General features: G+C 64.2%; 22 protein-coding genes. 8 read left to right on the plus strand and 14 right to left on the minus strand.

Features of this window, described 5'->3' with window-relative positions; all coding sequences use genetic code 11:
* Positions 1-721: 721 nt before the first annotated feature.
* Positions 722-1,237 (plus strand): hypothetical protein, encoded by a 516-nt coding sequence (locus ADY59_RS26900; protein ID WP_049567292.1) that lies wholly within the window; start codon positions 722-724, stop codon positions 1,235-1,237.
* Between the two features lie 1,091 nt (positions 1,238-2,328).
* On the opposite strand, the gene ADY59_RS53750 is transcribed toward ADY59_RS26900, so the two are convergent.
* Positions 2,329-2,655: a GIY-YIG nuclease family protein gene (locus ADY59_RS53750; RefSeq protein ID WP_331459525.1), complete on the minus strand. Its 327-nt coding sequence runs from the start codon at positions 2,653-2,655 to the stop codon at positions 2,329-2,331.
* Positions 2,656-2,935: 280 nt separating this feature from the next.
* Positions 2,936-4,816 carry a DUF2075 domain-containing protein gene (locus tag ADY59_RS26910; RefSeq protein WP_049567294.1) on the minus strand — a complete coding sequence of 627 codons (1,881 nt, stop codon included), beginning with the start codon at positions 4,814-4,816 and terminating at the stop codon, positions 2,936-2,938.
* A gap of 194 nt (positions 4,817-5,010) precedes the next feature.
* On the opposite strand from ADY59_RS26910, the gene ADY59_RS26915 reads away from it, so the two are divergent.
* The 3 genes from ADY59_RS26915 to ADY59_RS26925 all read left to right on the plus strand — a co-directional run bounded on the left by ADY59_RS26915 (position 5,011) and on the right by ADY59_RS26925 (position 8,119).
* Entirely contained in the window at positions 5,011-5,661 is a 651-nt protein-coding gene (locus tag ADY59_RS26915; RefSeq protein ID WP_049567298.1) for an HAD family hydrolase, read from the plus strand.
* A gap of 119 nt (positions 5,662-5,780) precedes the next feature.
* Positions 5,781-6,083, plus strand: coding sequence for a hypothetical protein (locus tag ADY59_RS26920; protein WP_049567301.1), 303 nt, complete (start codon positions 5,781-5,783; stop codon positions 6,081-6,083).
* A gap of 41 nt (positions 6,084-6,124) precedes the next feature.
* A complete protein-coding gene (locus ADY59_RS26925; protein ID WP_049567303.1) occupies positions 6,125-8,119 on the plus strand; it encodes a hypothetical protein in 1,995 nt (664 codons plus the stop codon).
* A 1,342-nt stretch (positions 8,120-9,461) separates the two neighbouring features.
* On the opposite strand, the gene ADY59_RS26930 is transcribed toward ADY59_RS26925, so the two are convergent.
* From ADY59_RS26930 to ADY59_RS26960, 9 genes are all read right to left on the minus strand, one after another.
* Positions 9,462-10,826 (minus strand): tyrosine-type recombinase/integrase, encoded by a 1,365-nt coding sequence (locus ADY59_RS26930; RefSeq protein ID WP_049567305.1) that lies wholly within the window; start codon positions 10,824-10,826, stop codon positions 9,462-9,464.
* Complete coding sequence (locus ADY59_RS26935; RefSeq protein WP_049567308.1) at positions 10,823-11,014, minus strand: helix-turn-helix transcriptional regulator; 192 nt, start codon at positions 11,012-11,014, stop codon at positions 10,823-10,825. Before ADY59_RS26935 ends, ADY59_RS26930 begins: the two co-directional genes overlap by 4 nt.
* Positions 11,014-12,342, minus strand: coding sequence for a replication initiator (locus ADY59_RS26940; protein ID WP_049567311.1), 1,329 nt, complete (start codon positions 12,340-12,342; stop codon positions 11,014-11,016). The genes ADY59_RS26935 and ADY59_RS26940 overlap by 1 nt, the downstream gene beginning before the upstream one ends.
* Before the next feature lie 132 nt (positions 12,343-12,474).
* Positions 12,475-12,633 (minus strand): hypothetical protein, encoded by a 159-nt coding sequence (locus ADY59_RS50340; RefSeq protein WP_156325757.1) that lies wholly within the window; start codon positions 12,631-12,633, stop codon positions 12,475-12,477.
* A complete protein-coding gene (locus tag ADY59_RS50345; RefSeq protein ID WP_156325758.1) occupies positions 12,633-12,794 on the minus strand; it encodes a hypothetical protein in 162 nt (53 codons plus the stop codon). Before ADY59_RS50345 ends, ADY59_RS50340 begins: the two co-directional genes overlap by 1 nt.
* A gap of 12 nt (positions 12,795-12,806) precedes the next feature.
* Positions 12,807-13,130 carry a hypothetical protein gene (locus ADY59_RS26945; protein ID WP_049567312.1) on the minus strand — a complete coding sequence of 108 codons (324 nt, stop codon included), beginning with the start codon at positions 13,128-13,130 and terminating at the stop codon, positions 12,807-12,809.
* Between the two features lie 14 nt (positions 13,131-13,144).
* Positions 13,145-13,834: a DUF2637 domain-containing protein gene (locus ADY59_RS26950; protein WP_049567315.1), complete on the minus strand. Its 690-nt coding sequence runs from the start codon at positions 13,832-13,834 to the stop codon at positions 13,145-13,147.
* 20 nt (positions 13,835-13,854) lie between these two features.
* The gene (locus tag ADY59_RS26955) at positions 13,855-15,189 is read right to left on the minus strand and encodes an FtsK/SpoIIIE domain-containing protein (protein WP_049567318.1); all 1,335 of its coding nucleotides are present in this window, start codon (positions 15,187-15,189) and stop codon (positions 13,855-13,857) included.
* Entirely contained in the window at positions 15,182-15,511 is a 330-nt protein-coding gene (locus ADY59_RS26960) for an SCO3933 family regulatory protein (protein ID WP_049567321.1), read from the minus strand. The genes ADY59_RS26955 and ADY59_RS26960 overlap by 8 nt, the downstream gene beginning before the upstream one ends.
* 151 nt (positions 15,512-15,662) lie before the next feature.
* On the opposite strand from ADY59_RS26960, the gene ADY59_RS26965 reads away from it, so the two are divergent.
* From ADY59_RS26965 to ADY59_RS26980, 4 genes are all read left to right on the plus strand, one after another.
* A complete protein-coding gene (locus tag ADY59_RS26965; RefSeq protein WP_049567323.1) occupies positions 15,663-16,034 on the plus strand; it encodes a winged helix-turn-helix domain-containing protein in 372 nt (123 codons plus the stop codon).
* Between the two features lie 523 nt (positions 16,035-16,557).
* Complete coding sequence (locus ADY59_RS26970) at positions 16,558-17,310, plus strand: AAA family ATPase (protein ID WP_231618906.1); 753 nt, start codon at positions 16,558-16,560, stop codon at positions 17,308-17,310.
* Positions 17,307-17,897, plus strand: a complete 591-nt coding sequence (locus ADY59_RS26975) for a hypothetical protein (RefSeq protein WP_053175186.1) — start codon at positions 17,307-17,309, stop codon at positions 17,895-17,897. Before ADY59_RS26970 ends, ADY59_RS26975 begins: the two co-directional genes overlap by 4 nt.
* Before the next feature lie 585 nt (positions 17,898-18,482).
* Complete coding sequence (locus ADY59_RS26980; protein ID WP_231618908.1) at positions 18,483-18,731, plus strand: GntR family transcriptional regulator; 249 nt, start codon at positions 18,483-18,485, stop codon at positions 18,729-18,731.
* A gap of 409 nt (positions 18,732-19,140) precedes the next feature.
* Here the strand turns inward: ADY59_RS26980 and ADY59_RS26985 are convergent, their stop codons facing one another.
* The 3 genes from ADY59_RS26985 to ADY59_RS50350 all read right to left on the minus strand — a co-directional run bounded on the left by ADY59_RS26985 (position 19,141) and on the right by ADY59_RS50350 (position 24,807).
* Complete coding sequence (locus tag ADY59_RS26985) at positions 19,141-22,776, minus strand: type ISP restriction/modification enzyme (protein ID WP_156325759.1); 3,636 nt, start codon at positions 22,774-22,776, stop codon at positions 19,141-19,143.
* Between the two features lie 343 nt (positions 22,777-23,119).
* Positions 23,120-23,905, minus strand: a complete 786-nt coding sequence (locus ADY59_RS48980) for a phosphoadenosine phosphosulfate reductase (RefSeq protein WP_082310427.1) — start codon at positions 23,903-23,905, stop codon at positions 23,120-23,122.
* A gap of 197 nt (positions 23,906-24,102) precedes the next feature.
* Entirely contained in the window at positions 24,103-24,807 is a 705-nt protein-coding gene (locus tag ADY59_RS50350) for a hypothetical protein (RefSeq protein WP_156325761.1), read from the minus strand.
* Between the last annotated feature and the right edge of the window lie 118 nt (positions 24,808-24,925).

Here is a 24,925-nt window from a genome sequence, read left to right on the forward strand (position 1 = left end):
CAACTCTGGCCTTGGACACACCACCCACGCTGTTGACCAAGGCGGTTGCCTATGTCCCGAGACACACTCTGTTGAAGTTTCCTATGTCTTGCGACATGAGTTTCCTATGTCCTGAACCAGGACACTGCCGGGGGCACTCATCTCCACCAGGCTTTCCGCAATCTGACCTGCGGTTTCTCAGCCGCAGGTCTTTTGCTTTCCAGGCCCGGATAGGTCACTGAGGACAGCTGCATGCAGCCGTAGGACCTTGATCACGGGACATACGCGGGATGATCTTGGGCGTATATTTTCAGGTCATCTGCCGACGTGCCTCCCGATTGCGCCGAGTTGCCCGGCACAGATCGAGAGGCCACCGTCGTCGTCGACCGACATAGCTACTGCAAGGCCGATCGGTCGATCGAGAGCTCAGCATCTCTACCAGCTATCACGCGATCGGGCTACTCGAGCTGCATGCGTCTGGACGCGACATAGCGAACTCTCCGGCCGTCTACGCAAAGATGCTGCACCTTGGCAGCCACTCAATACTCCTGACCAGGATGACGCCCGATGAACACGTGATCCTTGAGTAAGCGTCAGATTCCCGTCGAACGGACACTCGGCGTCATTACGTACAGATTTAGCATCGATGCGGCATTCACTACCGCCTTGCTACAGCCTGGTGGCAGATGGTAATGGTTACTCACACTTGCCCGGATGTCCATCGCCTGAAGGGAGAGTCAACATGGAGCAGGCGATTTTTGGCTTAGTCGGAGTCCTGCTGGGCTCTATGATCACAGCATTCGTAACGATTTACGCAGAACATCAAAAGAGCAAGCGCGAAGCAGCGCAGAGCGATCGACAGTACGAGCGCGAACGCCAGTCTGCACGCGACACGTTCCAGCGGGACAGCATCCTCACCCTTCAGAATTCGGTAATCGATCTGATCAAGTCAGCACACGCCGAGCTCGACAGGATCATCGCCACTGCAGAGGAAACCCAGAAGTGGCCGGCTCGGCAATGGGAAACACCTACAGCTGTTGGATGGTCCGCCGCTTTGCTTCTGCTGAAGTCATCTCGGGCTCGGGTCTTCGACGAAGAGATTCGCTCGCTGGCAACGGAGCTCGAGAAGGCAGCGGGGGACTCCATCTGGGCCAAGAGTCCAGATGAGGCAGAACAGCACAGCAAGCGCCTCGAGCCACTGCTCGATCGCTTCAACGATGCGGTCGCCCGGACACTTCCTTCGTTCTACCAAGGCTGAGGCCATACCTGACCGGCGACTCAGACATCAGCTGACACGCTGGGCCTACCATCCAATCCACTGCTGATGTAACCTCACCGGCGAGGCAGCCCGAACATAGCTCAGCTATCGTCCGGACAGGCTTCCGAACACCTCTTGGAGGTCAGTAGGACATGGCCCGCAGAAATGCGGGGGAAGGCGGTAGGCAGGCGTGGACTGACCTGCCCACCAAAATCTAAGGACAGCAAAGACTCGAGTGGCTTATACCGGACATGATCCAACAAGGCCGAGGCGAGTCAACTTGCGCGTCTTTCCATCCAATCGGTGATCATCTATCAATTAGAAAGGGCTCAAGCTCCAGTTTCGTGACCCGAAAGAGCGCCGAAGAGCAGAGGACCGAAGAGAAGAATTTTGCACGCGGGGCCTGAACGAGTAGAGCCTGAACGAGTAGACGTTTCGAAGAGTAGAGCACCGAGAATCATTTAGCCTGCGAGCGAAGCCTCCCCGAGCATAAAGGGTCGAACGAAGAGTAGACGGGTGGCAGCCTCTGACGGTCATGCCGAGCGAGAAGGAGGGAAATGCTTAGCCCTAAAACCCAGGGCTGAGATAGCAAGCCATGGGCACAAATCCGGGAGCCTGGCTCTCGGGCTTGGGCCCTACCAGCGCGATCATTTTCGTAGGTGTATGCCTTCTTGCAGTCCTGGCGATTCGCTCATTTCTTGCAGCGATCCACAAGTACGGCATACCCGAAGGAGAGATCCGCTTTGGTTTGTTGAGAATCTCAGTCCGATGGAGCCAAACACCACCAGACGAACCGAACCCTTCCGATCAACCGGAAGATGACGAGACAGTGGGGCAGTCCTCAACGCCTCAGTTGCAGGAAAAAGTGACCCCTCCTTCAGGAGGGGATGCCCGCTGAGCATGCTGACCCCCCTCAATGGAGGGGGGTCTTTGCATCTGCCTCAGCGTGGCCACGGCGATCGTGCGCAAGGCAAAGGACATGCGGTGAGTGAGTAGTTGCAAGCCCGCCCCATCAGGCAGCGCTCTTTGGCGCAGCGTCGTTGAACTTCACCAGCAGGCGGACACACGTTGGCACCCGACACCGATGAACCTCAAGAGCTGATCGGCAGGTTGCGAGCGCGGGCACGTGCCGAGGCGCGGAGACCGCTCAGGTAGGGATGGAAGGCGTGGTGGCGGTTCTGGTCGAGGTTGAGGGGGAGATCCAGCTTGGCGATCAGCTCGGACTCCCCGGTCCAAGGCTCGTCCTGCTGGATCCAACACACACGGGCATGGTCTGCCATCCAGGCTGTCAGAGCCTTCTCGCCGGCCTGCCCGAAGGTCAGCCGCCTCCCGCTGCCCACCCGGCGGAGTTCGAGTCCGAGCAGGCAGCCAAGACTGAGCCGCAAAGTGGACCCCTCGGCTATTGCCCCGGAAGTGATAGCGAACCCTGCTACGCAGGTTCTGCTTGCTGGCCCGGGTCACCATGCGGCGTGGGGCGATCCCCACATAGAGGAGACGGTCGGCGGCCAAGCTGGGATGCGGTGGCTGAGTGAAGTACCACCCATAGATGCCCGCAGCAGCCGGCACCGGACCCGGACGACCCAGAACGTCGGCAGCCTCCCACAGCTTGGTCGGCTCGAGCAGTTCGGCGGAGTTCATCCTTACCTCCAGACCAGTTGGTACAAGGAGGCTAGAGCACGCCACCGACAAACGAGCAGCCTAGGCGCGCTGCTCCAACAGCCCTGCAAGGAAGTCCTGCGTCGCCGGGTCAACCGAGTACAGAGCGGTGCCCATCATGCCGCGCGTCAGCAGCACCTTGTATGTGTTGCGGATCAGCCGGTCCGCCTGCTCGTCACTGACTCCCCTCCGCATTAGCGCTGGGTCCTTGCTGGCGCTCCGAACGGTGACCAGTTTCCCGTCCCGATACACCAAGTCCGGTCCGAAGATCACACCATTCCAGTCGTACTCGAAGCCCTGGGCGGTGTAGACGCATCCGACCTGCTCGAACCCACCATCTGCGGTGGCCCACAAGGCGCTGGCCGGAGCGTTCCCCACGGCCCTGTCCCCCTTGACGTTCCACGGCCGTGCCCAATCGCCGACCCGTACGTCCGCAACCAGGCTGTCACCCGCCGGGTCGCTCCAGGACCAGCAGAACCCGGCCGTCATCCGCGCTGAGAAACCCGCTTCCAGCCTGCTCCTCAGCAGGCCATCCAGCTCGTAGGGCGACTCGGTGAGGGAAACGCCGAAGTGGTCGTCACCCGTCCACGCCATCGGAGCACCGCCGTCCAGGCCCAGCAGCCGCAGAACCCACTCCTCGTACTTGCGGCTCCCGCCACAACGGAACTGCGCGTCGAGATCGACTTGGTGCACGGCAAGTCCGAGCGATTCGGCGTAGGTGGTGATGTCGGCAACACGCCCCATCTCGCCAGGCCGTACCACTTGATGCTCATCCAACAGGAACACCGGCACCCTCGCCGCGTCGATCAGCTCATCCAGTTGCGGCCGGCCCGTCCGTTGCGTCGCCTTGGTGAACCTGTTCTCCGAGGTCTCGCGGATACGGTGAGCCTCATCGCAGATCAGCACGTCCAGTTCGTTCGGCTTCGCCGTCATGAAGTTGTTGAAGTACTTGAACATCCCCTTCAACCGGGTCGAGCCCTTGGCGACGACTCGCCTCATCGTCTCGGTGAAGGAACGTGAACCGGTGGCGTGCAGCGCCGAGTATCCCCGGTCGGAGAGTTCCCCGAGCAGGGACAGTGCGATGACGCTCTTGCCGGAGCCTGGCCCGCCGGTGATGATCACGACCTGCTTCGAGTTGCCCGCCCGCGCCTTCTCCACCGCGTGCAGCACCATTTCGTAGGCCAGGCGCTGTTCGGCCAGCAGGACGAACTGGTCGCGGTTCTTAATCTCGCCGGCGGCGACCTTCAGCAACTGCTTGGACGGGCGGATGGCGCTGGACAGCAGGCGATCGGCCGCTGCGGCGCCGGGTTCGGGCGCGAACTGGGCCTTGAGGTAGTCGACGAACTGGCCGCGGCGTGTCTTGCTGAAGAGCCTGGTGCGCTCGTCCTCGACGTGGTCGTAGAGGTCGTGAATGTCCGGGTCGCTGGCGTTGTGCAGGTACGCCACCCCGCGCACCGCGTTCCGATGCTGCTCCAGCGCCCCGACGAAATCGGCCAGATATTCGCAATAGCCCCGCACCTGGACGACCGGGTGCAGCTTGGGCCGATCCCCCATGCCTGGCACCAGGACGAGTTCGGCGTCGTCCTCGTACAGTTCAGCCTGGCTCCACTGCTTCAGCTCGACGATCAGGTAGGAGTCGGCTCCCGTTCGCCGGTCGCGCCCCGCAAGGATGACGTCGGCCCGCTTGCTGGTTAACGGGAGCTGATACTCAATGAGCATCTCCACCCGACCGAGGCCGGCCTCGACCAGATCCCGGGCCAGAATCGGGATGCTTCGGTCCCAGGACTTGCGTTCGCCCTTGCCCGGATTGATGCCTTGCGTGGCACGCAGGTTGTCGGCGATCACGTCGCTGAGGACGCGTTCAGCCACAGACTCGGACACCAGTTGGACCAGGCTTTCCGCCGAATGCCGGAAGACGGCCACGGATCTACCCCCAGGCAGCACGAAAGATTCGTGCGGTATGGGGGCATGTCCACCATCAGAGCGGAAGCCCGTCGGGCCGCATCACCGATACGTCCTGAAGGTTACCGGGATCTTCACTCCATCCAATGCCCGATCAATCAGTTCCTCCGACGGCGCTCTGTTACCGGGGAGATCTTCGCGTCTATGGTGGCCAGGTGCAGCACCTCGCCCTCTTCGACCTGGATAGGACTCTTGTCGACCTCGATGCCGCGTTCCTGCAGTGGGCGCACGAATTCGCCGAGCATCGGCGACTAGGGCCGGAGGGGACTGACTGGCTCGCCTCCCTGGATCGAGAGATGCATCCGCATCGAGAGGCCTTCTTCGATAAGGTCCGTCAGCACTTCGCGCTGCACGAGACCGTCGACGAACTCTGGGCCAGCTACCGCAAGCGCATGCCGCACCTCGTACGTTGTTACCCGGGTGTGCCCGCGGCTTTGGCCGAGCTTCGCGCCGCAGGATGGCGAGTCGGGATCGTCACGAACGGCATGGCCGACAACCAACTCGGCAAGCTTCAGCGGACCGGCCTCGCCGACGCAGTGGACGGCTACGCCGTGTCGGGCGTCGAGGGCATCCGCAAGCCGGAGAGCCAGCTCTTCCACATCGCTGCCGAACGGTGTGGAGCCAGCCTCGCCGAGGGCGGTTGGATGGTCGGCGACAACCTCATCGCGGACGTCCAAGGCGCCCAGGCAGCCGGCCTGCGCGCGATCTGGATCGACCGAGGAAAGTGGCCCGGCCACGAGCACCGAGCCGACCACGTCGTCACCGACGTCATCCCAGGAATCGCCTACTTGCGTAGTACGCAGTAGCTGAGCAGTTCGTTGCCTTCCATGCCTCTTCAGTAGTTCCTCTCGACGAAGGCCCGTGCACCCTTTATCGTCACATTGATCCCAGGGATAGCCGTCTCAAAGATCCGAAGGATCCGAGGATGATGGCGACACAGGAACAGATCAACGCAGCTCGACGGATGATCGAGCAATTACGTGACCAGCACGCCAACGACGTGCGCAAGCTCGTCGGCTTGCTCGAAAGCGGCGCGATGAAGGGCAGGGCCGCGGACCGGCTCATCGAGGACTGCAAGGCATGGGACTTGGCGTATAGAAGCGTCTTCCAGCGAGCACTCGCGCTGGTCGACTCCACTCCCGCGAGCCCCGAACCGGCGAAGCCGATGGATTCGCTGGGCCAGTGGCCAGGGCGGTCACCGGTCTTTCCGCCTGGGGAGTCACGCTGATGAGCCCACCTCCGAACCAGGTTGGCATCGATCCCTCCCTGATGACGCAGTTGATCGGCGAGATCAAGCGCCTGCAGCAGGCATGGACGGCCGCGGATGCCCAGCTCGGCAGGGCACTGAGTTCGATCGGCACGAGCATGACCGGCCCGGGACTACTGAGGGATATCGGCTTCCGGATCGCCCAGGAGGTTCCCGACCTACAGCGTCGCCTGGATCTCATCGTCGCTATACAGAAGATCGGTCTCGACAAGGGCGTGATCTGGGCGGATGAGACGCTCTGGGCCTCGTACTCGCCGGCGAGCGGCGCGGCAGCGGCTAAGTCAGTTGCCGACCAGCTTCGAAAGGCGGGAAAGGATGCCGCCAGCGTCGACGGCCGACTGGTCCTCTCCCGCCAGACGCTCGACCTGCTGGAGAACCACCAGCGCGATCCCTACTTCGCCGTCGCCTTCGCCAAGGAGGTACCGCCCAAGGAACTCAAAGCCCTTCTAGGGGATCTCTACTTCTCGGAGCGGCGTTCTCTCGAAGACATCTGGAAGAAGGCACCCTCCTCGGAGGTGGACCGGTTGGCGATGGCTCTGAGCGTGACGCTCGGCACGGCCTCGCGAGGAGTCGGGGACATGAAGCTCCCCAAGAGCTACGCGGATGAACTGATCGCAAGAGACGGCGATGTGGCGAGTGGCCGCGTTGTCGACCAACTCCTGAGGTACGGCAGCTTCGATGACGCCTTCCTCCTCGACGTAGCCAACAAGGTCTTCGACAACGCTTCCAAGCCGCAAGCCGAGCAACAGGACATCGTGGGGTTCGGGCCGGGGTTGGCCGCCGCCTTGGCGAACAACGCCAGAGTGGCCCAGGATTTCTTCACCGACCCTGTACGGAAGCCGCTGGCCTTCTTGATGAGGGAGAACTACTGGGGCAGTGGCAGTCGGGAACTCGGCAGAGCCATCGAGGCAGCAGCGACGACGTTCCGCGACAACGGTCAGCCTCCAGACACTTCGAGAGGGTACAAGTCAGCTCTGATCGCATCCTGGGCCGTCCACTTCTGGGCCGACCCCGAGGCGCAAGCGGCGCTTCCGGACACTCGACAGAGCGCTGCTCGCGTTTTCACCGCCTACATGAGCGATGTGAACCGGATCTCCCGCGAGACCGAAGAGGCCCCCGGCGTCACCCCGCTTCAAGACACAGACCCGGTGCTGCCGGGCAAACAGCCGTACGGAGCCCTGTTCGGCTACGAAACTGCGAAGAGCGCCATGACTTGGGCGTTCAAGGACACCGAAGCCCTCAAGACCGTCATGGAAGGCCACGGGAAGTACAGCGCGATGGTTCTCGACGCCCAGGCGGCGCAGATTGTGAAGGCCAATGAAGCGATCTTCGACAAGTGGCGCAGCAGCCATCCCGACGCGACCAAGACCGAGATCGAGGCTCAACGACAGAAGATCCTTGTGGACAGCATGGCAGGCGCCACAGGGGAAGATTTCAAGGCTAGAGTGCAAGACCTGGGTAGGTCGCTCAAATTCGTCGTCGACGCAGGCAATCTCTCCGAGATCAACGCTGCGGACGCCAGGGACAAGACGCGTGAAGCGTTGAAGGATGCGGCAACCAGCACGCTGAAGCTCGTACTGACGCCTGCGGGTGATTGGGTCGTGGGCGGATACGAGTTTGTGGAGAGCAACGTGGGCGACAAGGTCAAGTTCGAGGACGGGAAGAAGGCCCGGGACGAGGCGGAGACCACCCTCTTCACGAGCAAGAACATGTTCAGAGACCTGACCGCTGATGCCCTGATGCGGCACAGGCTTTTTGGGGGAAGCACGGCATCCACGCATCCGCACGCGTCTGAAAACTATGCGAAGAACACGCCGCAAGACTTCATCAAAGACGGCGATATCCTGCCCGGAAGCGCAATGACTTCACTGCAGGAGTATGCGTATCACGAGTGGCTGAAATTCTCGCCGGCCTCGGGTATCTTCCGTGATGTCGGCAATGCCGTAGAGGAAGGATTCCGGCCACAGCCGCCCCCATACCCCGAGGCAGACGAATGAGGGCACGCGCACCGATCTTTCTACTGGCTGCGACGCTCGGCATCATCACCGCATGCTCGTCACCGCCCCCTCAGCGAGATCAACGCCCTCTGGGAGTCGTCACCGCATCCCCGGGCGAATGCGGCCTGATCTCGAGCCAGGCCATTTCCCGGGCGACCGGCCTCGACGACTTCTACGCCAGCGGAACGAGAACGGTATCCCACTTCTCCCACTGCATCGTGTCCAAGTCAGCAGACATGCAGGAACCGGTGCGATTGTCGTTTGAGCTGCACGACCCTTTGCAGTTCTCTCTGGAGGGCTTGGAACGCAGAAGAGTCGCCGACAAGGGCACCGCCCTACCTGCGGAAATCGGCCCAGGATACAGTGCGCTCTTGAGGCGTGAGGACGGTGAGCCTGCTGGCGCTTACGTCTCAGCATGGACGGCCAATGGCACCAAAATGCTATCCATCAGACTCTATCTAGGAGCGTCCGGCAGAGATCACCGGGCAGACGTCATCGAGTTCGCCAGGCAATTGCGTCCCGTTCTGCTAACCAGCAGATCCTGAGGCCGACGGCTAGCGGTAGATCCGGTGACAAATTCGGTTCCTGATGCGGAAGTCTGCGCGGGACGGCGGGAAGAGCTCATCGCACTTGGCGACACCCCTACGATCCACTTTCCTGTTGCTACGTCCGCCGACGCCCTTGTTCCCGCCATACCTCTGGCCGGCGTTGTACGACGGTTGCCGCCGCGATCCGGTTTGCACCTTCTTGTCTTGTTGTCGGGGCGCCACTTGAGCGTCCGATCTGCCGCGCTTCTTGGGCTGCGACGTCTTGTAGGCGGGGCTGGACCTGGTTGAGGGCGAGGCACTTGGCGTGGGCCCGGAGAGCGGCAACGCGTCTTCGACAAGATGCGCCATCGCCGTCTGGATGGGTGATGCCTCTGTGGCGGCCCTCGGACGCGGAGAACTGTCCATGTCCCAGGTGCTCGACCAGACCCCCATGCCAACGCAGGCGAGGAAGCAGGCGACAAGCGTCAGCCTGGTCAGGCGATTCGCGGTCGTCAAGGTGACGTCCCTCGGAGGCGTTGGAGTTGCGTACCGCCGCCATCTGAGGCCGTCCGCTGTATCGGTAGGTTGCGCTCTCCTCCGCATCGGCATTCCGTACGGCGGGCGCCTGAGAGTAGGAGAGTCTCGGGGTGACGGGGCGAGGTGGTCGTGCTCTTCGCGCATAGTTCTCCTGGTCACTATCCGTGTCTGCCAGGGTGGCGCAGCGTGGCGCCGTTCTGCAGCAACGACTCGGTGTTGCGGGGCCGGAATGGGTCGGCCCCGGTATTCACCGGGGCCGATAAGGCTTGAACCTGGAGTTATGGGTCCAACGCATCGTTGATCTTGCTATTGATCTGCTCCTGTTGGCCGTCCATGCATTTGGCATAGACCCGCAGCAGGACGTCAACGCTGTGACCGGCTCGCTTGGCGACCTCGGGTGCCGGGACGCCGGCGTTCAACCAGAGCGAGACCGCCGCGTGGCGAAGGTCGTACGGCCTTGCCGCCAGCGACGAGGCGACCTGTGCCGGGTTCAGGGCGAGCTTCCGAGCCTCTTGCCACACGTAGGAGTGCGCGGAGCTGGAATAGGTCCCACCGGTACGCGTTTGGAAGATCCGTCCGTCCTTCGCGGTTCCGAACTCGGCGACGTGTTCGCGGAGCGTGGCGACCAGGACGGGCGGGATCGGAATCTCGCGCGTTTCTTTGTCGGCGCGGTGCTTCAAGCTGCGTGACTCGTGCGTTTCACCGGAGTTGGTCCAGCGCTTCGTCGCTTGAGGTCGCGCCCGCTCCAGGACGATCAGGCCCCAGCCCGATTCGGGCAAGGTGCAGTTCCTCAACCGCAGGTCCGCCGCTTCCTCTGGCCGGAGGGCGGCATAGTAGATGCAGGCGAACAGCGCTTTGAGGCGAGGGCCACGCCTGCGGCCGACCTTGGGTATGGCGTCGAGGAGCTGCCGGGCTTGGGCCGGGTTCACCACCGTTCGAGGGTCGACGACCATCACGGCCTTCGGTGGTGTCCACTTGATCGCGTCCAGCGGATTGCTGCCGAACACCTTCTGCTCGACGGCGTGCTCCAGGAGATGATGGAGAACGGCACGCTTCCGGCGGACCGTGTTCGCTCCCGCTGGTACGCCCGCGAAGGTCACCGAGATCGCATCGAGGGCCGTACGAAGAATGCGAGCCTCGTGAAGGTCTGACAACGGGAGGGACGCCCGCTCCAGCCAACCCAAGGCCGCGGCTTGTGCCGTCGTCAGCTCGTCCCGCCGCTTCTCAGGAAGGAGGGCATGGATCCGGAGGACCTCCCGCAGATCCTCGGCGGCAGGTCGGCGGGGTGCGTCTGATACGAGGGCGGGAATGAGGGATAGGAGCGCGTAGGCGTCCGTCTCCCGGGTGCGAGCCGCCGAGGAGTGCCAGCGTCGAAGGACGTACGCCTGTGCGAACTCCAGGAACGACGGCCCCATGGACTCCGGCGCCAACATCGACACCGGCAATCCGGTGGCGACGTCGAACTCCTCCCCCGTCTTGGCCGCCTGTCGTAGGTCGGACATGAAGGCGTTCGCGAGTCCCTTGGTGCGGAAGCTCTTCGACTTCTCCTTGCCGGCCACCCGCCAGCGCACGACGTAGGTTGGCGTGCCGCCGTTGGAGCGCTGCTGGATCTGGGCGAACTTTACGTCGTAGGTGGTGTTCACGCAGCCTCCCGTCGCGAGTCGAGCCAGGCCATGAGGTCGCTCCGCCAGATGCGGAGCTCAAGGTTGGGCAGTTGGATGCAGACCGGTGCACGGCCGAGTTCGCGCCAGCGATAGAAGGTGCGTCGGGAAACCCCGCCGAGTTCGGCGAGGACCTCCGGAACGGTCAGCAGTTCGTCACGCCTGCTCATCAGACGTCACCCCCGTCTGCAGGGAGTTGGGTGCCCGTTATGGCGGCGGCGAGGAGTAGTTCGCCAGCGGACAACCCCTGTCCGGCGTACTCCCAGTGCGCGATCACAAGGACGGTGTCCTCGTCGAAGAGAGGCAGGCGGCCGGTGGTGATGTTCTCGGCGCGCATGTGTTCCTCGCGTGCGGCGCGGAGTTTGCCGAGGGTGGTGGAGTAGCGGCGTGACTTGGTGGAGAAGTGACCGCGAAAACCAAGCATGTGGGCCCACTGGGTGAGTCGGAGGTCGGCCAGGTCGTCGAGGGCGCCGAGGCGCATGCATTCGGCGATCAGGCGGCGGGCGTGTGGCCGGATCGGGAGCGCATCGAGGTCGTCGAGGGGTTGGATGCGCCGGTCGAGAGTGCCGACGCATTCGGCGGCCTTGGTGGCGTACTTGGCGATGTAGGCGGCTACGGCCTGGTCAGTGAGGTCGCCGTCCATGGTGATTCGGCGGACGTCGAGCTGACTCCCCCAGCGGAAGGTACGGCCGAGCGGCTTCACGTCGGTCGTCACGACAGACGCCGCGTGCTGGACGGCGTCGGCCAGGGCGTCGGCGCTTGCCCAGGCCGGGGGCGGCGAGGTAGGGCCGTCCGGTCCGTCGAGGCGAATCACGGCGTGGAAGTGGACGACGCCGCGCCGCTGGTATTCGGCGACCTTGGCGAAGGAGATGACGGCCTGCTCACGCAGGGCTTTGAGGGTGAGGCCAGAGAGTTTGGCAAAGCGCCGGCGGAGGGCTTCGGTGAAGCGCCGCCACAGCTCCGGGCTGACGGCGTTGAACAGGACCGACCCTTCGTAGTCGTAGCAGTCCGGGCAGAGCGGCTCACCGAGGCACGTGTCGTCTGCCGAGTGCCGCCGGGTGCAGGACATGACCTGTCCGTGTGGGCAGGTCTCGGCGTTGCGGCGGGCGTGACACGGCAGGACCTTGCCGCTCTTCTCCCGCCGGACGTGCACGGCGCCGAAGGAAGGAGCGGTCAGGGTGACGAACAGGCACGGGTGCGCACTGACCGTTTCCGGCACGCCTTTGCCGCCAACCAGCCCTGCGCGGACGAGCTGGTACGTGTCGGCGCGGTACGTCTCGGCGCAGGCCGGGCAGCGAGAGGCGCGGCGGGTCTTGCAGGGAACGCGCAGGATGCCGTCGGGTTCGGTGCGGGTGGTGTAGCGGTGGAGGAGTTCGCCGGTGGCCTGGTCGTAGTGTTCGACTTTGCCGCGTAGGTGGATGGGCTGGCGGCAGCCGCCGGAGCGCTTGATCTGTGCGGCCCAGCGGTTGTAGTCGGGGTGGTTGAACCGGTCAATCATCCCGGCTACAGCGTGGGAGTGGCAAGGCAGGGCAAGATGGGACCGTCCTATCCAGTCATCTGGTGTGGGATGGCCCCCGGCCTGGCGCGGATCTTGGCGGATGTGTGGCCAGGCGGGGGGCGCTCAGCGCGGTTAGGCGCCGTGGTTGTCGAGGCCGGTGCCGTGGCAGTCGGCGCAGGTGTTGTTCTCGGTGAGGCCGATGCCGTTGCAGGTGCAGCAGCGGTAGCCGGCGATCGGGATGGCGTCGAGGATCTGGGGCCAGTCGGCCCAGGGCTGTTCGGTCATGGTCATCACCGGCTCTTGCGCGGGGTGATGGTGACGTACATGCGGTAGATGCGAGGCCGGGCGCGGTCCGGGTAGGCCCGCGACATCGAGGTGACGTCGAAGACCTCGCGCAGGTGAATCATGCCGAGGGTGATTTCGGCGCGGTTTCCTTCGAGGCGGATGCGCATGCTGGATACCTCCTAAGCGGGGTTGTCGGGCGTGATGCAGCCGTAGTAGCTGTCGTGGGCGGCGTGGCGGGTGCGGGCGTCGAACAGGATGGCCACGGCGCGGTATTCGACAGGGCCGAAGAGCTTCGACGTGCCGTAGTGGCCGCCATCCGAGTCGATCGGGGTGCCCAGCACGTCGGCTATGGCGTCGATCTGCGCGCGCATCTCGTTGTCGTCTACATCCCTGGGGAAGTGGTGGACGGTGGTGCCGCGCGGGGCGGGTACATCGGGGTTGGCCTGGAGGAAGGCCGCCAGGTGGATGAGGCCGTGAATGAGGGCGGTGCGGTCGTCGGTCATCGGTGATCTCCTGTTCATCGGGTTCCCAGGGTGCGGAGCAGGTCTGAGGCGAGCTGGTTGGAGACGCCCAGGCGGGCGCGGAGTTGGTCGCGGGTGATGGACCGACCGTGGGCGGTGTGATGGTCGTCGGCGACACGGCGGGCGTAGTCGACGAGTGCGGGATCGGGCGTCGGCCCGTCGTCCTGTTCGTCGTCCTCGTGGGCGGGGACGAGGGCGGGACGGTCCTCGTACGGGACGGCTTGGGGACGGTCGGGGACGGACGGGGATGCCGTCGTCCAGGACGGGGACGTCTGCGGGACGTCCGGGGACGGTTCGGGGCTAGGTGTGGTGGCGCGGCGTTCGAGCATGGAGACGGCGACGAGGAACGCGGCGGCCGGGGTGGCGGCGGTGATCCAGCCCCACACGGTGGGGTCGGCTTGTTGCAGGTTCGCGGCCAGGGACAGGACGATGCCGCCGGCCAGGACGAGGACAGGCCAGGACAGCGGGCCGCGCCGTACTCGGCCGGTCTTCTTGTCGCGCTGACGTTCGCGGGCGGCCATGACGCAGGTCAGGTCGATGCACACGGCTACGGCCCAGGCCATCCATCCGTGCTGGCCGTGCTCGGTGGCGGTGTCGCGGATGTGGGTGAACGAGCCCGCGCCCGCGATGAGCGCCAGGACGAGGACGGGGCCGGTGTCGAGCAGCCAGGCAGCGAAGCGGCGCATCATGGTTCCTCCCTTCTTGGTCAGGCGGTCTGGGAGTCGGGTGCTTGGTGGGGTTGGGCCGCCATGACGTCGGCCCAGCACGGGGCTTGGTCGGCGTAGGCGTGGGCGGCGTGTTCGGCTGCGGCCTCGCTGACGTAGAAGGAGCGGGCGCGGTACCACTGGCCGTCTTGACTGGCAACGATGGCCACGCCGGGTGTCTCGGCGGCGATGGCGCGAGCGGAGTCCAGGGCGGCCGGGTCGAGGTCGCCCAGCGTCATGGTCGCTGTCTCGGGGTCGTTGACCCGGTGGCAGATCCGGCCGGAGCACTGAGCGCGCAGAGCTGTGACGCCGGGGCCGAGGTCGGAGCCGATGCGCTGGCCGCAGCAGAACAGGTAGATGCCGAACGCCCGTCCGAGCTGCGCCACCCGCAGGAGCGCGGTGGAGGTCTTGGCGATCTCGTCCTTCTCTGACTTGTCGGCCATCAGGTAGAGCTCGGCCAGTTCGTCGACCAGGACCACGACCGGCACCGGCCGCATTGCGGGCGGCAGTTGCCAGATGTTGCGGGCCGAGGCCATCCGGCACACGCCCATGCGGTCCGTCATGAGCGCCACCAGGTCATCGAGCAGCCCGCCGCATTCGGCCCGGGTGGTGGCCAGGGCTGACAGGCGGGGCGCGTACGGGGTGAACTCGACGCCGCCCTTGAGGTCGAAGCCGACCAGGGCGACGGGTTGCGGCGCGAGGCCCACGATGAGCGCGTTGGCCAGGTTGGACTTGCCGGACTGCGTGGCCCCGGCGTTGAGCCAGTGCGGGACGGTTTTGAAGTCGACGATCCAGGGGCCGCCGGTCTCCAGCCTGCCGACGGTGACCTTGAGCAGTTCGGTCGAGGGCGGCAACTCGTCGACCTTGACCAGCGGGTCGCGGATGGTCGCGGCCAGCCGTACCCGTCCCGGCTTGTCGGAGGTGACCCGTACGGCGTGCACGCCCCAGGAGTGCGCGAGCCGTTCGGCTACGTCGGCGTAGTCGGCGGGGATCTGTCCTTCCAGGGTGTGCAGGGTGACCCGCCAGCCGTGCCGGGTCGGCATAGGCAGCCACATGAACGGCTTGGTGTCCACGGCGATGCGCTGGAACTTGCGCTTGACGCGGACGACGCCGGTCGATGCGACCAGGCCGGGGACGGTGGTGAACCAAAAGCGTTGCCGCTTCTTGGTCAGCCCGCAGCCGAGGGCGACCTTGCGCCAGGTGGCCCGGATGGTGATGGCGGTCAGTGGATAGCCGAGAGCCAGCCAGAACGAGCGGTGATGCCAGCGGCGCCAGGCCCAGAGTCCGGCCGCGAGTGCGACCAAGACTCCGAGCACCGCGTAGAACTCGTCAGGCATCCGCGGCCTCCTGTAGCGGGAGGAGCGCGGTGGCACGGTAGGAGATGCCCCACTTGCCGGCGATCTCCCAGACGTAGCCGAGCAGGCCAACCGCGTTGACGGCATGGCCGGCCTTGATGGGCGGCTCCCCCGTGATGCCGATCTTGACGAGCTCGATCCGGCCGAACTCGTCTTCCACGGAGACGGTGACTTCGTAGACGGTGTTGCCGTTCTTGTCGGTCTTGATCTCGCCGGTGTCGCGGTTGAGGACGCGAGGGCGCGGGGCCTTCACGCAGGTGATAGCGAGCTTGCTGGTGTCTACAGGGATGGGGACGGTGCGCATGATTCGTTCCTTTGAGTGGTCGAGGCGTAACGCTATGAATACATAGAACGCTTGGCATTCTAAGTTGTCAAGGGCTTCCACGAAGACTTGGTTGGCATGTCGGGACGGCTGTGCTGAACTGGAGGGGTAAGCACTCCACGGAAGGCGTTGGATGGTCGAGAAGTCCGGTCGGCCCGGCTACCTCCAGATAGCCGACGACCTACGCGCGCAGATCAGAACGGGCTCACTCTCCCCCGGCGCTGCGCTGCCTTCGACGGCCCAGCTCTGCCAGCGCTACGACGTATCCGCCAGCGTGGTCAAGGCGGCGATCAGCGTTCTCCGCACCGAGAACCTGATCGTCGGCCAGCAAGGCAAGGGCGTGTTCGTACGTGAAGACGCCGCCGCCGCGCTCTCCGCCGAAGAGCCGGCCTCGTCGGCGGTCATGGAGCAGCTCGCTCAGATGCGGAACACTCTGGCGGGCCTGGGCGACCGGATCGCCGATCTGGAGAAGGCTGTGTTCCAAGGGCCGAAGCGATCTCGCTGACTCGGCAGGCCAGCTCTTCCATCTCAGACCGAATGGCCTGAAGCTCACCCAATATCCGCTCGTTTATGGTCACTTCGGCACCCCATTTCTGGCTGGTCGTTATCCCCGGCGGGGATGCCGTAAGTTCATCGCGCATTCGCGCTGTTGAGTATCACGGAGCGTTAGCTAAGCTCCTTCATTGCTGCCTGCACGGCGGTTACACATGCGCTTACACACGCCCGCCCCTCGAAGTGCACAAAAGGATGCGATGAAGACAATTCACCGCCCCGGATGGCAACCCCTAGTCCTGCGGCAGCACCGCGAAGCCCACGGCCTCACCTTGGAAGCCGCAGGTGATCAGCTACGTCAGGTCGCACACCGGCACGGCCTGTCCGCCCCTGCCGCTAATTTCCAGACACTCTGGGCACACGAACAGGGATCGGTATATCCCGGACCTCACTACCGACGCGCCTATTGCCTCCTATATCAGGCAAATGAGCCAACCCTTGGTTTCCGGCTGCCGCTCCCCGGCGAAATAACCGAAGTGGAAAATTCCATCTCGGATTTGCCTCAACCCTCCGACCCCGCCGCTGACAACGCCGCCGCGCAGGTCATCGAACAGACCCTCGTCAAAGTCTCCGGCGCCCCATCCAACGCCGAGCAGACCGCTCTTCTCAACCGCGTCGTGGACGCCTGGCGGCGCCGGCACGGCAAGGGCAGTCCCAAGCCGATCCTGACGCTCGTCGGCGGCTACGCCGGATCGGGCAAGACGGAGTTCTCCCGGTTCCTGTCGGACATCACCGGCTGGGCGTTCCTGGACAAGGACTCACTGACCCGCGCCATGGTCGAACGGCTGCTCGTCTCACTCGGCGGTGACCCGCACGACCGGCACACAGAGCTGTATCTGCGCGAGGTCCGACCGCTGGAGTACCGGTGCTTGATGGAGACCGCCTTCGACAACCTGAAGGTGGGTACGTCAGCCATCCTGTCCGCGCCGTTCATCGCTGAACTGGCCGATCCCGATTGGGTGTCGAGGCTGACGAACCGATGCGCTGCCAAGGGCATCGATGTGGCGGTGGTGTGGGTGCGCTGCGACGTCGAATCCATGCGCGAATACATCGAGTTCCGAGGCGCCCCGCGCGACGCCTGGAAACTGCAGAACTGGAAGGAGTACGCCGCCGGACTCGACACGGATGCCGCTCCGCCCACTGCCCACGCCACCGTGGACAACCGTCTCGGGGCTGCGATCAGCCTTGCCGACCAGACTCGTCAGACGCTGAAACGGATTCTGATGTGAAGGGCATTGTGCTGTACGGGCCGCCGGCCAGCGGCAAGAGCACGGTGACCGCCGCGCTGACGGTTCTGGATCCCCGATTCGTGCTGCTGCGCAAGCTCAAGGCCGGCGACCGGCGGGGCAGCGAGTACGAGTTCGTCAGCATCGAACGCATGGCCGAGCTACGGACCGGCGGACGTCTGCTCGTCGAGACCCACCGATACGGGAACACGTACGCCGTCGACCGCCACCAGGTCGAGCGGATGACCACGGCTGGACAGGTGCCCATCGTGCACATGGGCAACATCCCCGACATCCGCCGTCTGATCGACGTAGGGCTGTGGCTCGTCGTCCTGCTCTGGGTGTCACGTGAGAGCTGCGAAAGGCGCTCTCGCCAACGCCGGGACGACGACACAGACCGACGGTTACGCGCGTGGGATGAAACCTTGGCTGATCTATGCGCTCACGGCGACAGCCTGTTCTCTTGTCGCTTTGAGACCGACGAAATCACACCGGACGGAGGAGCACGTCAGATCGCACGCGCCTTCGATGATCGGCAGGGCGGCGAGCTTCATTCACCGCGCCTGCCCATTCAAGATTCGCTCCCATAGGTCTCGGGCAACGCGCGCGGAGACCCGAGAACTCTCGACAGTGGCCGTGTCATCGTCGGTGAGGCGCCGAACGAACGAGAGCCCGCCTGCCGTGCACAGCTCGAAGATCGGGCTTCGGCAGGTACAGGTGTGCTCGCGAACCCGGATCCGGTCGGTGCGCTTGACGCTGGGTTCCCAGTCAACCGGATCAGCATGGTCTTGTGCAGCAGTCGCATGTGGGCCGTGGTACTCGAACTGCAGGGCGGGGCAGGTCACAGGATCACCGCCGAGCATCCTTGACCCCATAGCAGGGCACCGAGCGTTTCGCGGCGCCCTTCAAGCGCCCAGCGGTCATGCCTTGCGACCTCAGCGTACCAAGAATGATCACAGCGTCCGGCGACAGGGAACGAATCCTCGTCGCGATGGACGATGGACCAGCCAGGCCACGTAGTGTGAAGCGCGTCAAGGACGCAGCCGCGTAGTCGCATACCACGAGCGTAAGAGCGAAGCGTTGCCCTGTCTACCCCTAGGGATACCGAGGGGTCGCTATAGGCCGGTAGAGGCGAATGAAGACCTGTAGCGCCCCCTTCCTACCCTTACACCGTGATGGACTTCGAGCCCGACCGCCCTCGTTGGCAGCAGGTCGCCGACGTACTCCGCTCACGCATCGCCAGCGGGGAGTACCCGCCCAAGCATCTGGTGTCGGAGGTCCGCCTCGTCCAGGAGTTCGGCGTAGCCCGCGACACGATCCGCAAGGCGATACGCCAGCTACGCGAAGAAGGCTTGATCTACACGGTGGCCAACCTCGGAAGCTTCGTCAGCCCAGCCGGCGAGCCCGGAGCTAACGAGAACTGAGCCCCTCAGTAGACCAGCGTTGAGCTCCCAAGCACGAAAACCGGCAGGTCAGCAGCATGGTAGCCCTACCGGATGAGACTTTTCTCCACGGTTTTAAAGGCGGCCTGCCTGCGGCAGCCCGCCGCGCGTTGGGCGGTCACCGGCCGCGCTGCGGCTCTTCGGCCGGTCGCGACCGGCGCCGCCCACGCGCTGATGTCCACCGAGCAGGAGTCCAGGACCGGCAGAAGACTCCCCGACATCCTGGTTGAACCGTCCGTAATGGCTGCCGCGCCGCTTCCGGTGCTCGGGCCTGGCGGCCCTGCGCTCCGGGTCGGCTTGCCATCGGATATCCCGGCTGACGGTGGAGATCATTACGGCAGCGGTGTACGGCACAGACACACAACCCGCGCCGCCGTCCGGCGGACCCTGATTACAGCAAGGTCGGAGCCTCGGGTGATTCGGGGGCAGGGGCTTTACAAGCACCGGGGGGAACCGGGAAGACCTTCGCCCTCTCCAGATCGGCCACGGTGACGAGCGGGCCGCTGCAGATGCGCTCCAGAAGGTCGGCTTGGTCGGGCTCCAGTTCCACGCAGAGCGTGAGCACGTGGAGGAGCTGGAGGAGTTCCGTGGTGAACTCGACAGGCCATTTCTCGGCGTGGACGTCGTTGAGGGGCGAGGACTTGCGGCCCGCCGGGTTCTTCTTCCGGTAGCCGAACCACTTTTTGACGACGTTCATCCCGGACACCTCGTACATCCACACCTCGGGACGCACAGGTGAGATACGGCCGATGCCGACATGGAGGGTCGCCGTCTCGGCGTCATAGGAGATGTCATCGGGCATTCCCTCGACGGTTCCCGGAATCGCCACCTGGGACTTGGCACGCTGATCGGAAGCCGGTTTGGGCGGCCCCGCAGGACGGCCCTCGGCGGGATCGACGAAGCGTTCGCCATAGGTGTGCAGCCATATGACCCGCTTACCGATCCGAACGGCCTGCGCCCACAATTCGGGGTCCCCGGTGAGCGGGACGCGAACACCGGGGGTACGCAGACTATCCGCGAAGCGCACCGTGTAGCCGCCGTGCGCGGTCACCGCCGCGATGTAGGCCAGCACATCAGGAGCTGGCACGGGCAGGTCGAGGCGCTCAGACAGTAGGCGGACGAGGTTCGGGGCGAGGTTGACCGCCCCGGCGGCACGATCGCGGTAGAGCGGGAGCACTCGCCCGCCACCACTTCCTGCGAAGTGATGCATGTCGGGCACATAGGAGGAGAAAGTTAGTCCGGGTCCGTTGTATATGAGTTCGGTATGAAGTTCCGATGCAAATATTTGAGAGCAGCCCGCCACTCGCCACAATGACGGACGAGAATAGTCGATTACCCGAGGGTCGTAGAGAAGCTTCTGCCGGTCGAAACTCCGATAAGCAACTGTCTCCAAGTTCGGCATCAAAGAATTTTCCTTGGAGATGGGGAGTGCTGAAGGTGTCCCTCCGGGAAGCGCCGTCGCGATGGATTCGATAGTCCGATCTCGCGTTTCTTTGAAGAGACCGGCCTTATCGCCGACAGGAGCCTTGATCAGCCGTTCCCAGCGTGCGCGCAGAATCTCGGGGCTCGGATCGTAGACCCAGGTCCGGTTCGGATTGATGCCGGGAGTCTGCCAGGGCATCAAGTCGCCAAGCGCGGGATAACTCAGCCAATCGTCCGACCCCGCGGGCTTGAGCCGGTCGTGCCAGCCGGTCGCGCAGGTGGTCCACTCGGGATCGTCAAGGGCCAGGCTCGCCAGGCGGGCGACCTTCTCCGAGCGGTGCCCCGACAAGCTGACGTGGTGGATCAGTGCGGGTGTCTCGCGGTTGCCCGTGCCGTACTGGACGAAGACGCCGATGCACAGTGGTTGCTGAACATCAGGGGAGATCCGAGTGGACACATCGGGCTGATGGCCCTCCGGCGAGAGATCGATGATCCATCCCTCGTCGGTTGTCCGACGCAAGTACTCCCGCATGCCGGCGAAACCGTGGCCGGTTGTGTAACCCGACGTGGTGATGAACGCGACGATGCCTGAGGACTGCTCAGGGCGGGCGTCGAAAACCTTCCACGTGGCCCACCGCCAGAAGTACACGTAGAGGTTGGACAGGACGTACTCGTACTTGCGGCGGCGTTCGACGGCTTTGAAGGCGTCCAGCGGAACGCCATGCCCGGCGTTCTCCGCGCCCTGTTCAATCCAGCCGCCCATTCCCTTTGCCCGCTCCTGGTAGGGAGGATTGCCGATCACCACCTGAACCGGTGTCTCTCGCTTGACCCGGTTAGTCTCCCGGTGGGGCACGATCGGCTCATACATCGAGTCGAGATCAAGCTGAGTCTTCTCAAAGGGGCTGTCTAGGGTGTCAGCGACGTAGAGCTTCTGGTCCTCCGCGGAGATCTCCGCGCCATACGTGGACTTCAGCGTTTGGCTCAGCCGCAACTCGGCTACCGCGTACGGTCCGGCCTGCCGCTCCATCCCGACCAAGCGGCCGAACAGCTTCTTGAGCTGCGCGGGAACCGCCTCTTTGCCCTCTCGGTCTTCCACGGTCTGAGCCACCATGTCCACGATGTTGAGCAGGTAGGTTCCCGTGCCCATCGCCGGATCCACGATCACGACATCGTCAGCGGCGAAGCCACCTTCCCGCCCGAGCCGCTTCCTCAGGATGTCATCGACGAAGCGGACCATGAACGAGACCACCTCTTTGGCGGTCTGCGGAAGCAACCTCTGCAGGATCTCCTCAGCTGGTTCAAGCTCCTGGGCCGCCCGCGCCAACGTCACCAGTGCCCGCCGCTCTTGACGCTCGTCCAGACTCTTCAGGCACGCCGCCAGTAACTCCTCCGAACCGCTGAGCTGCTGGGTCACGTGCAGTTCCGCCAGCCGGTCCGGTTGCAGTCGCCCCAGCCACTCACCGTCATCGTCGGGAGGGTACAGCTCACGCAGCCAGTCGGCGACCGTCCCTGAGGCCGTCGCTCCGGGGACCCGTCCCATCGCCGTGGCCGCCTGGGTGCGGTCCTGCGCTCCGAGTAGCGTGCCGACCGCCACTGTCTGCTCAACCATCATCGTGTTCAACCCCTGAGTGCCTCCGAGGAAACCGTGCGCCTGCGCGCTTTGCACCCAGTAGCGCCGCTCATGATCGAGCAACTCTTCCAGTACATCGGCCACATCGACGGTGATCGCGCCTGTGCGCTGTGCCGAGCGCAGCACCACCACCAGCGCCGCCGCGTGCAGATCCAAGATCCGACGAGGTCTCTCGCTCAGCACCAACTCAAAGTGCTGCGAGACCTCCACTCCCAGGGCAGCGGCGAAACATGGCACCGCCTCGGCCACCAGATCGTGATCCGACTTGCCGGAGGCCACCTGTTCAGTCAGCGTCATCACCTCGGCCCCGGCCGCGGTCACCATCTGCCGTACCCGGGCCGACGCGCCTCCCAGTCGCCGCCACCAATCTCCAGCGCTGCGCGCCAGCAGGAGTACCCGCACCCGCCGCCCCTCGTCGGCGGCCACCTCGTGCAGCAGCGCCGCGAGACCGGTGCGGGTTTCGGCGTAGTCGACCACGAGCAGTACCTGCCGCTGCTCCACCGCCCGCCACTTGGCCAGGGCATCAGCCTCGGCGTCGTCGCGGACCTCCACCCATCCCCATTCGCGCCGCCCCAGGCGTGCGATCAACTCTGCTGCCAGTCGTGACTTGCCGACCCCACCCGGCCCGGTCAGCAGTCGCAGTCGCTCAGCTCGCGGATCGGCGCACCAGGTCAGCAACTTTTCGATCTCCCGCTCGCGGCCCTCGAACGGCACCACGCCCCGCGAAGGATGCAGCAGTAGGGCCGGGCCGGACACATCCGGTATCAGTTCGGCTGCCGCGTCGAGTGTGTCCTGCGCGTCCGCGCGCTGCCGCAGCCGGTCGAGCACACTCGGGGCAAACGCGGTGCCCACCGCGCCTACCACGGCCCCGGCCACCGTCACCCATGGCTTGCCATCCGTCAAAGCGGCCACGGCCGCCGTGCCGGCGGCGGCGCCGACGACAGCCGCCCCGCCCACACGCCACCAACCACCCATATCCCTTGTCTAGAGCGTGAGGCAGACCGATGCGATCCTCGTTATGGAATCGCAAGCCGATACATGGGACTGTAAAGATCACCCGCTTCAGTTACTGCCATACGGAATTGGGGCGATCGACGCGCGGCTTCCGGCGCTCGGGCCTAGCGGCCCTGCGCTCCGGGTCCGCTTGCCACCGGGCATGTGAGTTGCTGCAGCCCGGCGTACAGCAGGCAATTAGAATTCGCCTCGAACATTGGCTACGGCGTCATACGGCTGGGCAGCGACACACCGGCCCTCGAACCAGAGATGTCAGCATCCGCTTGTGGGCACAGGCTTATGCGCGTTTCTGGAAGACACCAGCTCAGGTCATACACCAACCTGAGTCACACCCTGGGTCGCGGGTTTCAGACTCTTGAGGAGCCAGCTGAATTGCGCGATTGAGCGAGGTCCCGTAACGGGTCAGGTAGGCGGCATCTCGCCCGAGCATTGCCCGCTTCTCATTCAGAGTGGCCTCGAGCTCCTCGGACTTGGCAAACAGCACCGGCTCATGGCGTCGCTGGTGCCGCCACGCATCCACTGTTTTGAAGGGACAGAAGAAGCATGCGCTCTTTGGAGGCACAGGAAGCCCGGCGGCAGTGATGATTTGTACGCAGTCATCGCGGCGGAGAGCGAGATCGAGGAGGGGATACTCGATTTGCTCATACGGGTCGCTTCGACGCTTGTTGGCTCGGTGAATCTCGTCCAAAGAGATCCCAATACCGACAGTCGCCGGACGGTTCGCTGTCGCGCCATGATCTTTCAACCATTTAGCTACTACCTTGATCTTGAAGTCTGAAGTACAAGATCGCCGGCCGGGCGCACCGTTATCCATGCGGATGGGTATTGGGATTGATCGCAATTGCGCCCGGTGGAGACGTTCCCAGAGGGTTTCGATGCTCCCATCCCGCCGTCGGCGCTGTATCTCATGTATGTCGATGCCGTGCTCTCTGGCGTACCCAGTAGCGATCTCGCGCACGTAAGCGAGCGTGGACGGATGCTCGCTATCGTCTCCGACGTTTGCGAACAGGAACGTCGGGAAGTCGATCCTGCGCTGTGCGGCAAGCACCAGCAACGCGGTCGACTGAACCCCTCCGCCGTACGAGATCACTCTGAGAGTCTCTCCCCGGTCTGTCTCCGTACGGTGATTTCCTCGACGGCCGGAGGGTGCTGCTTTTCCTGAACTGGCCATTCGACACCTCCTCTCTGACCATAAATTTTTATGGTCAGTGACGTCAAGCACTTTTCGCGATCGAGCGGCTACGCTTCGCGTGATAGCGGATGGATCTACGAGAGAGACGACCCAGATTACGGGTTCATACCGCTTAGTGAATCAGGAGCAGATTGACCGTCTTGTTTTGGCCTAAGCGATTTGGATGGGTGAGGTCTGATTTCGACGGCATGGCCAGCGGCAAGGACGCTTTCAAGAAAGCTGGTGGCAGCTGGACGCTCCTCGCTGGTGAAGGTTCGTGCCGCGGGGACGGCGCCCGGCTGTCCTGACTGAGAGCTAGCAAGCCGCCGGCGACTTGATTGCGCTCTCTCTCCGGCGCGGATTCGTGCGACGGCTGCTTGCGAGATGGAACGGTCTCGCCGTTCAGCGTCGGCAAGGATAGTCTCCAGGCTCCACAATGGCGAGCCCGACAGAATGAGGTCGGGATCAGGAAGAGTCCCACGGTTGCGCCACTGCCCGATAGCGGATGAGTTCTTGCCGAAGATCCAGGAGACTTCTTGGATTCCAATCAGAGAGGGCATTCGGTCCGTGTCTTGTGTGACGTAGCCACCCGGAATGCCCGCTTTATAGCCGTCAAGCCACTGCAGGTCTACCTCTCGGTAACCGGGTTTGGAGAGCGCGAGGACCGTAGGCAGCAGCCAGTAGGGGCTACCAGAGATTACCCAGTCCGGCTCTCGGAGCAGAGATCGCTTACGCCATTGCAGCGGAGCGTCACGGGCCACCTGAAAGAGGCGCGCAATCTCATGGTAGCCGAGCAGGTACGGAATGCGCTCGGTGCCCATGGCCACGTTCTCCCCACACCGTTGAGCCTCACGGCCCACCCAGGCCGTGCAGAGGTCACATTAGCGCGCCTCTGCGAAGACATGCTGGCACGTCGGCCGACACGGAACTGGGAGTATG

This window comes from Nonomuraea sp. SBT364 (assembly GCF_001083785.1).
GTDB lineage: Bacteria > Actinomycetota > Actinomycetes > Streptosporangiales > Streptosporangiaceae > Nonomuraea.

Excerpts from the sequence above, each read along its gene's own strand:
- ADY59_RS26900 (WP_049567292.1), top strand. The coding sequence starts at position 722 with ATGGAGCAGGCGATTTTTGGCTTAGTCGGAGTCCTGCTGGGCTCTATG.
- ADY59_RS26920 (WP_049567301.1), top strand. The coding sequence starts at position 5,781 with ATGATGGCGACACAGGAACAGATCAACGCAGCTCGACGGATGATCGAG.
- ADY59_RS26925 (WP_049567303.1), top strand. The coding sequence starts at position 6,125 with ATGACGCAGTTGATCGGCGAGATCAAGCGCCTGCAGCAGGCATGGACG.
- ADY59_RS26935 (WP_049567308.1), bottom strand. The coding sequence starts at position 11,014 with ATGAGCAGGCGTGACGAACTGCTGACCGTTCCGGAGGTCCTCGCCGAA.
- ADY59_RS26940 (WP_049567311.1), bottom strand. The coding sequence starts at position 12,342 with ATGATTGACCGGTTCAACCACCCCGACTACAACCGCTGGGCCGCACAG.
- ADY59_RS50340 (WP_156325757.1), bottom strand. The coding sequence starts at position 12,633 with ATGACCATGACCGAACAGCCCTGGGCCGACTGGCCCCAGATCCTCGAC.
- ADY59_RS50345 (WP_156325758.1), bottom strand. The coding sequence starts at position 12,794 with ATGCGCATCCGCCTCGAAGGAAACCGCGCCGAAATCACCCTCGGCATG.
- ADY59_RS26945 (WP_049567312.1), bottom strand. The coding sequence starts at position 13,130 with ATGACCGACGACCGCACCGCCCTCATTCACGGCCTCATCCACCTGGCG.
- ADY59_RS26950 (WP_049567315.1), bottom strand. The coding sequence starts at position 13,834 with ATGCGCCGCTTCGCTGCCTGGCTGCTCGACACCGGCCCCGTCCTCGTC.
- ADY59_RS26955 (WP_049567318.1), bottom strand. The coding sequence starts at position 15,189 with ATGCCTGACGAGTTCTACGCGGTGCTCGGAGTCTTGGTCGCACTCGCG.
- ADY59_RS26960 (WP_049567321.1), bottom strand. The coding sequence starts at position 15,511 with ATGCGCACCGTCCCCATCCCTGTAGACACCAGCAAGCTCGCTATCACC.
- ADY59_RS26965 (WP_049567323.1), top strand. The coding sequence starts at position 15,663 with ATGGTCGAGAAGTCCGGTCGGCCCGGCTACCTCCAGATAGCCGACGAC.
- ADY59_RS26980 (WP_231618908.1), top strand. The coding sequence starts at position 18,483 with ATGGACTTCGAGCCCGACCGCCCTCGTTGGCAGCAGGTCGCCGACGTA.
- ADY59_RS26985 (WP_156325759.1), bottom strand. The coding sequence starts at position 22,776 with ATGGGTGGTTGGTGGCGTGTGGGCGGGGCGGCTGTCGTCGGCGCCGCC.
- ADY59_RS50350 (WP_156325761.1), bottom strand. The coding sequence starts at position 24,807 with ATGGGCACCGAGCGCATTCCGTACCTGCTCGGCTACCATGAGATTGCG.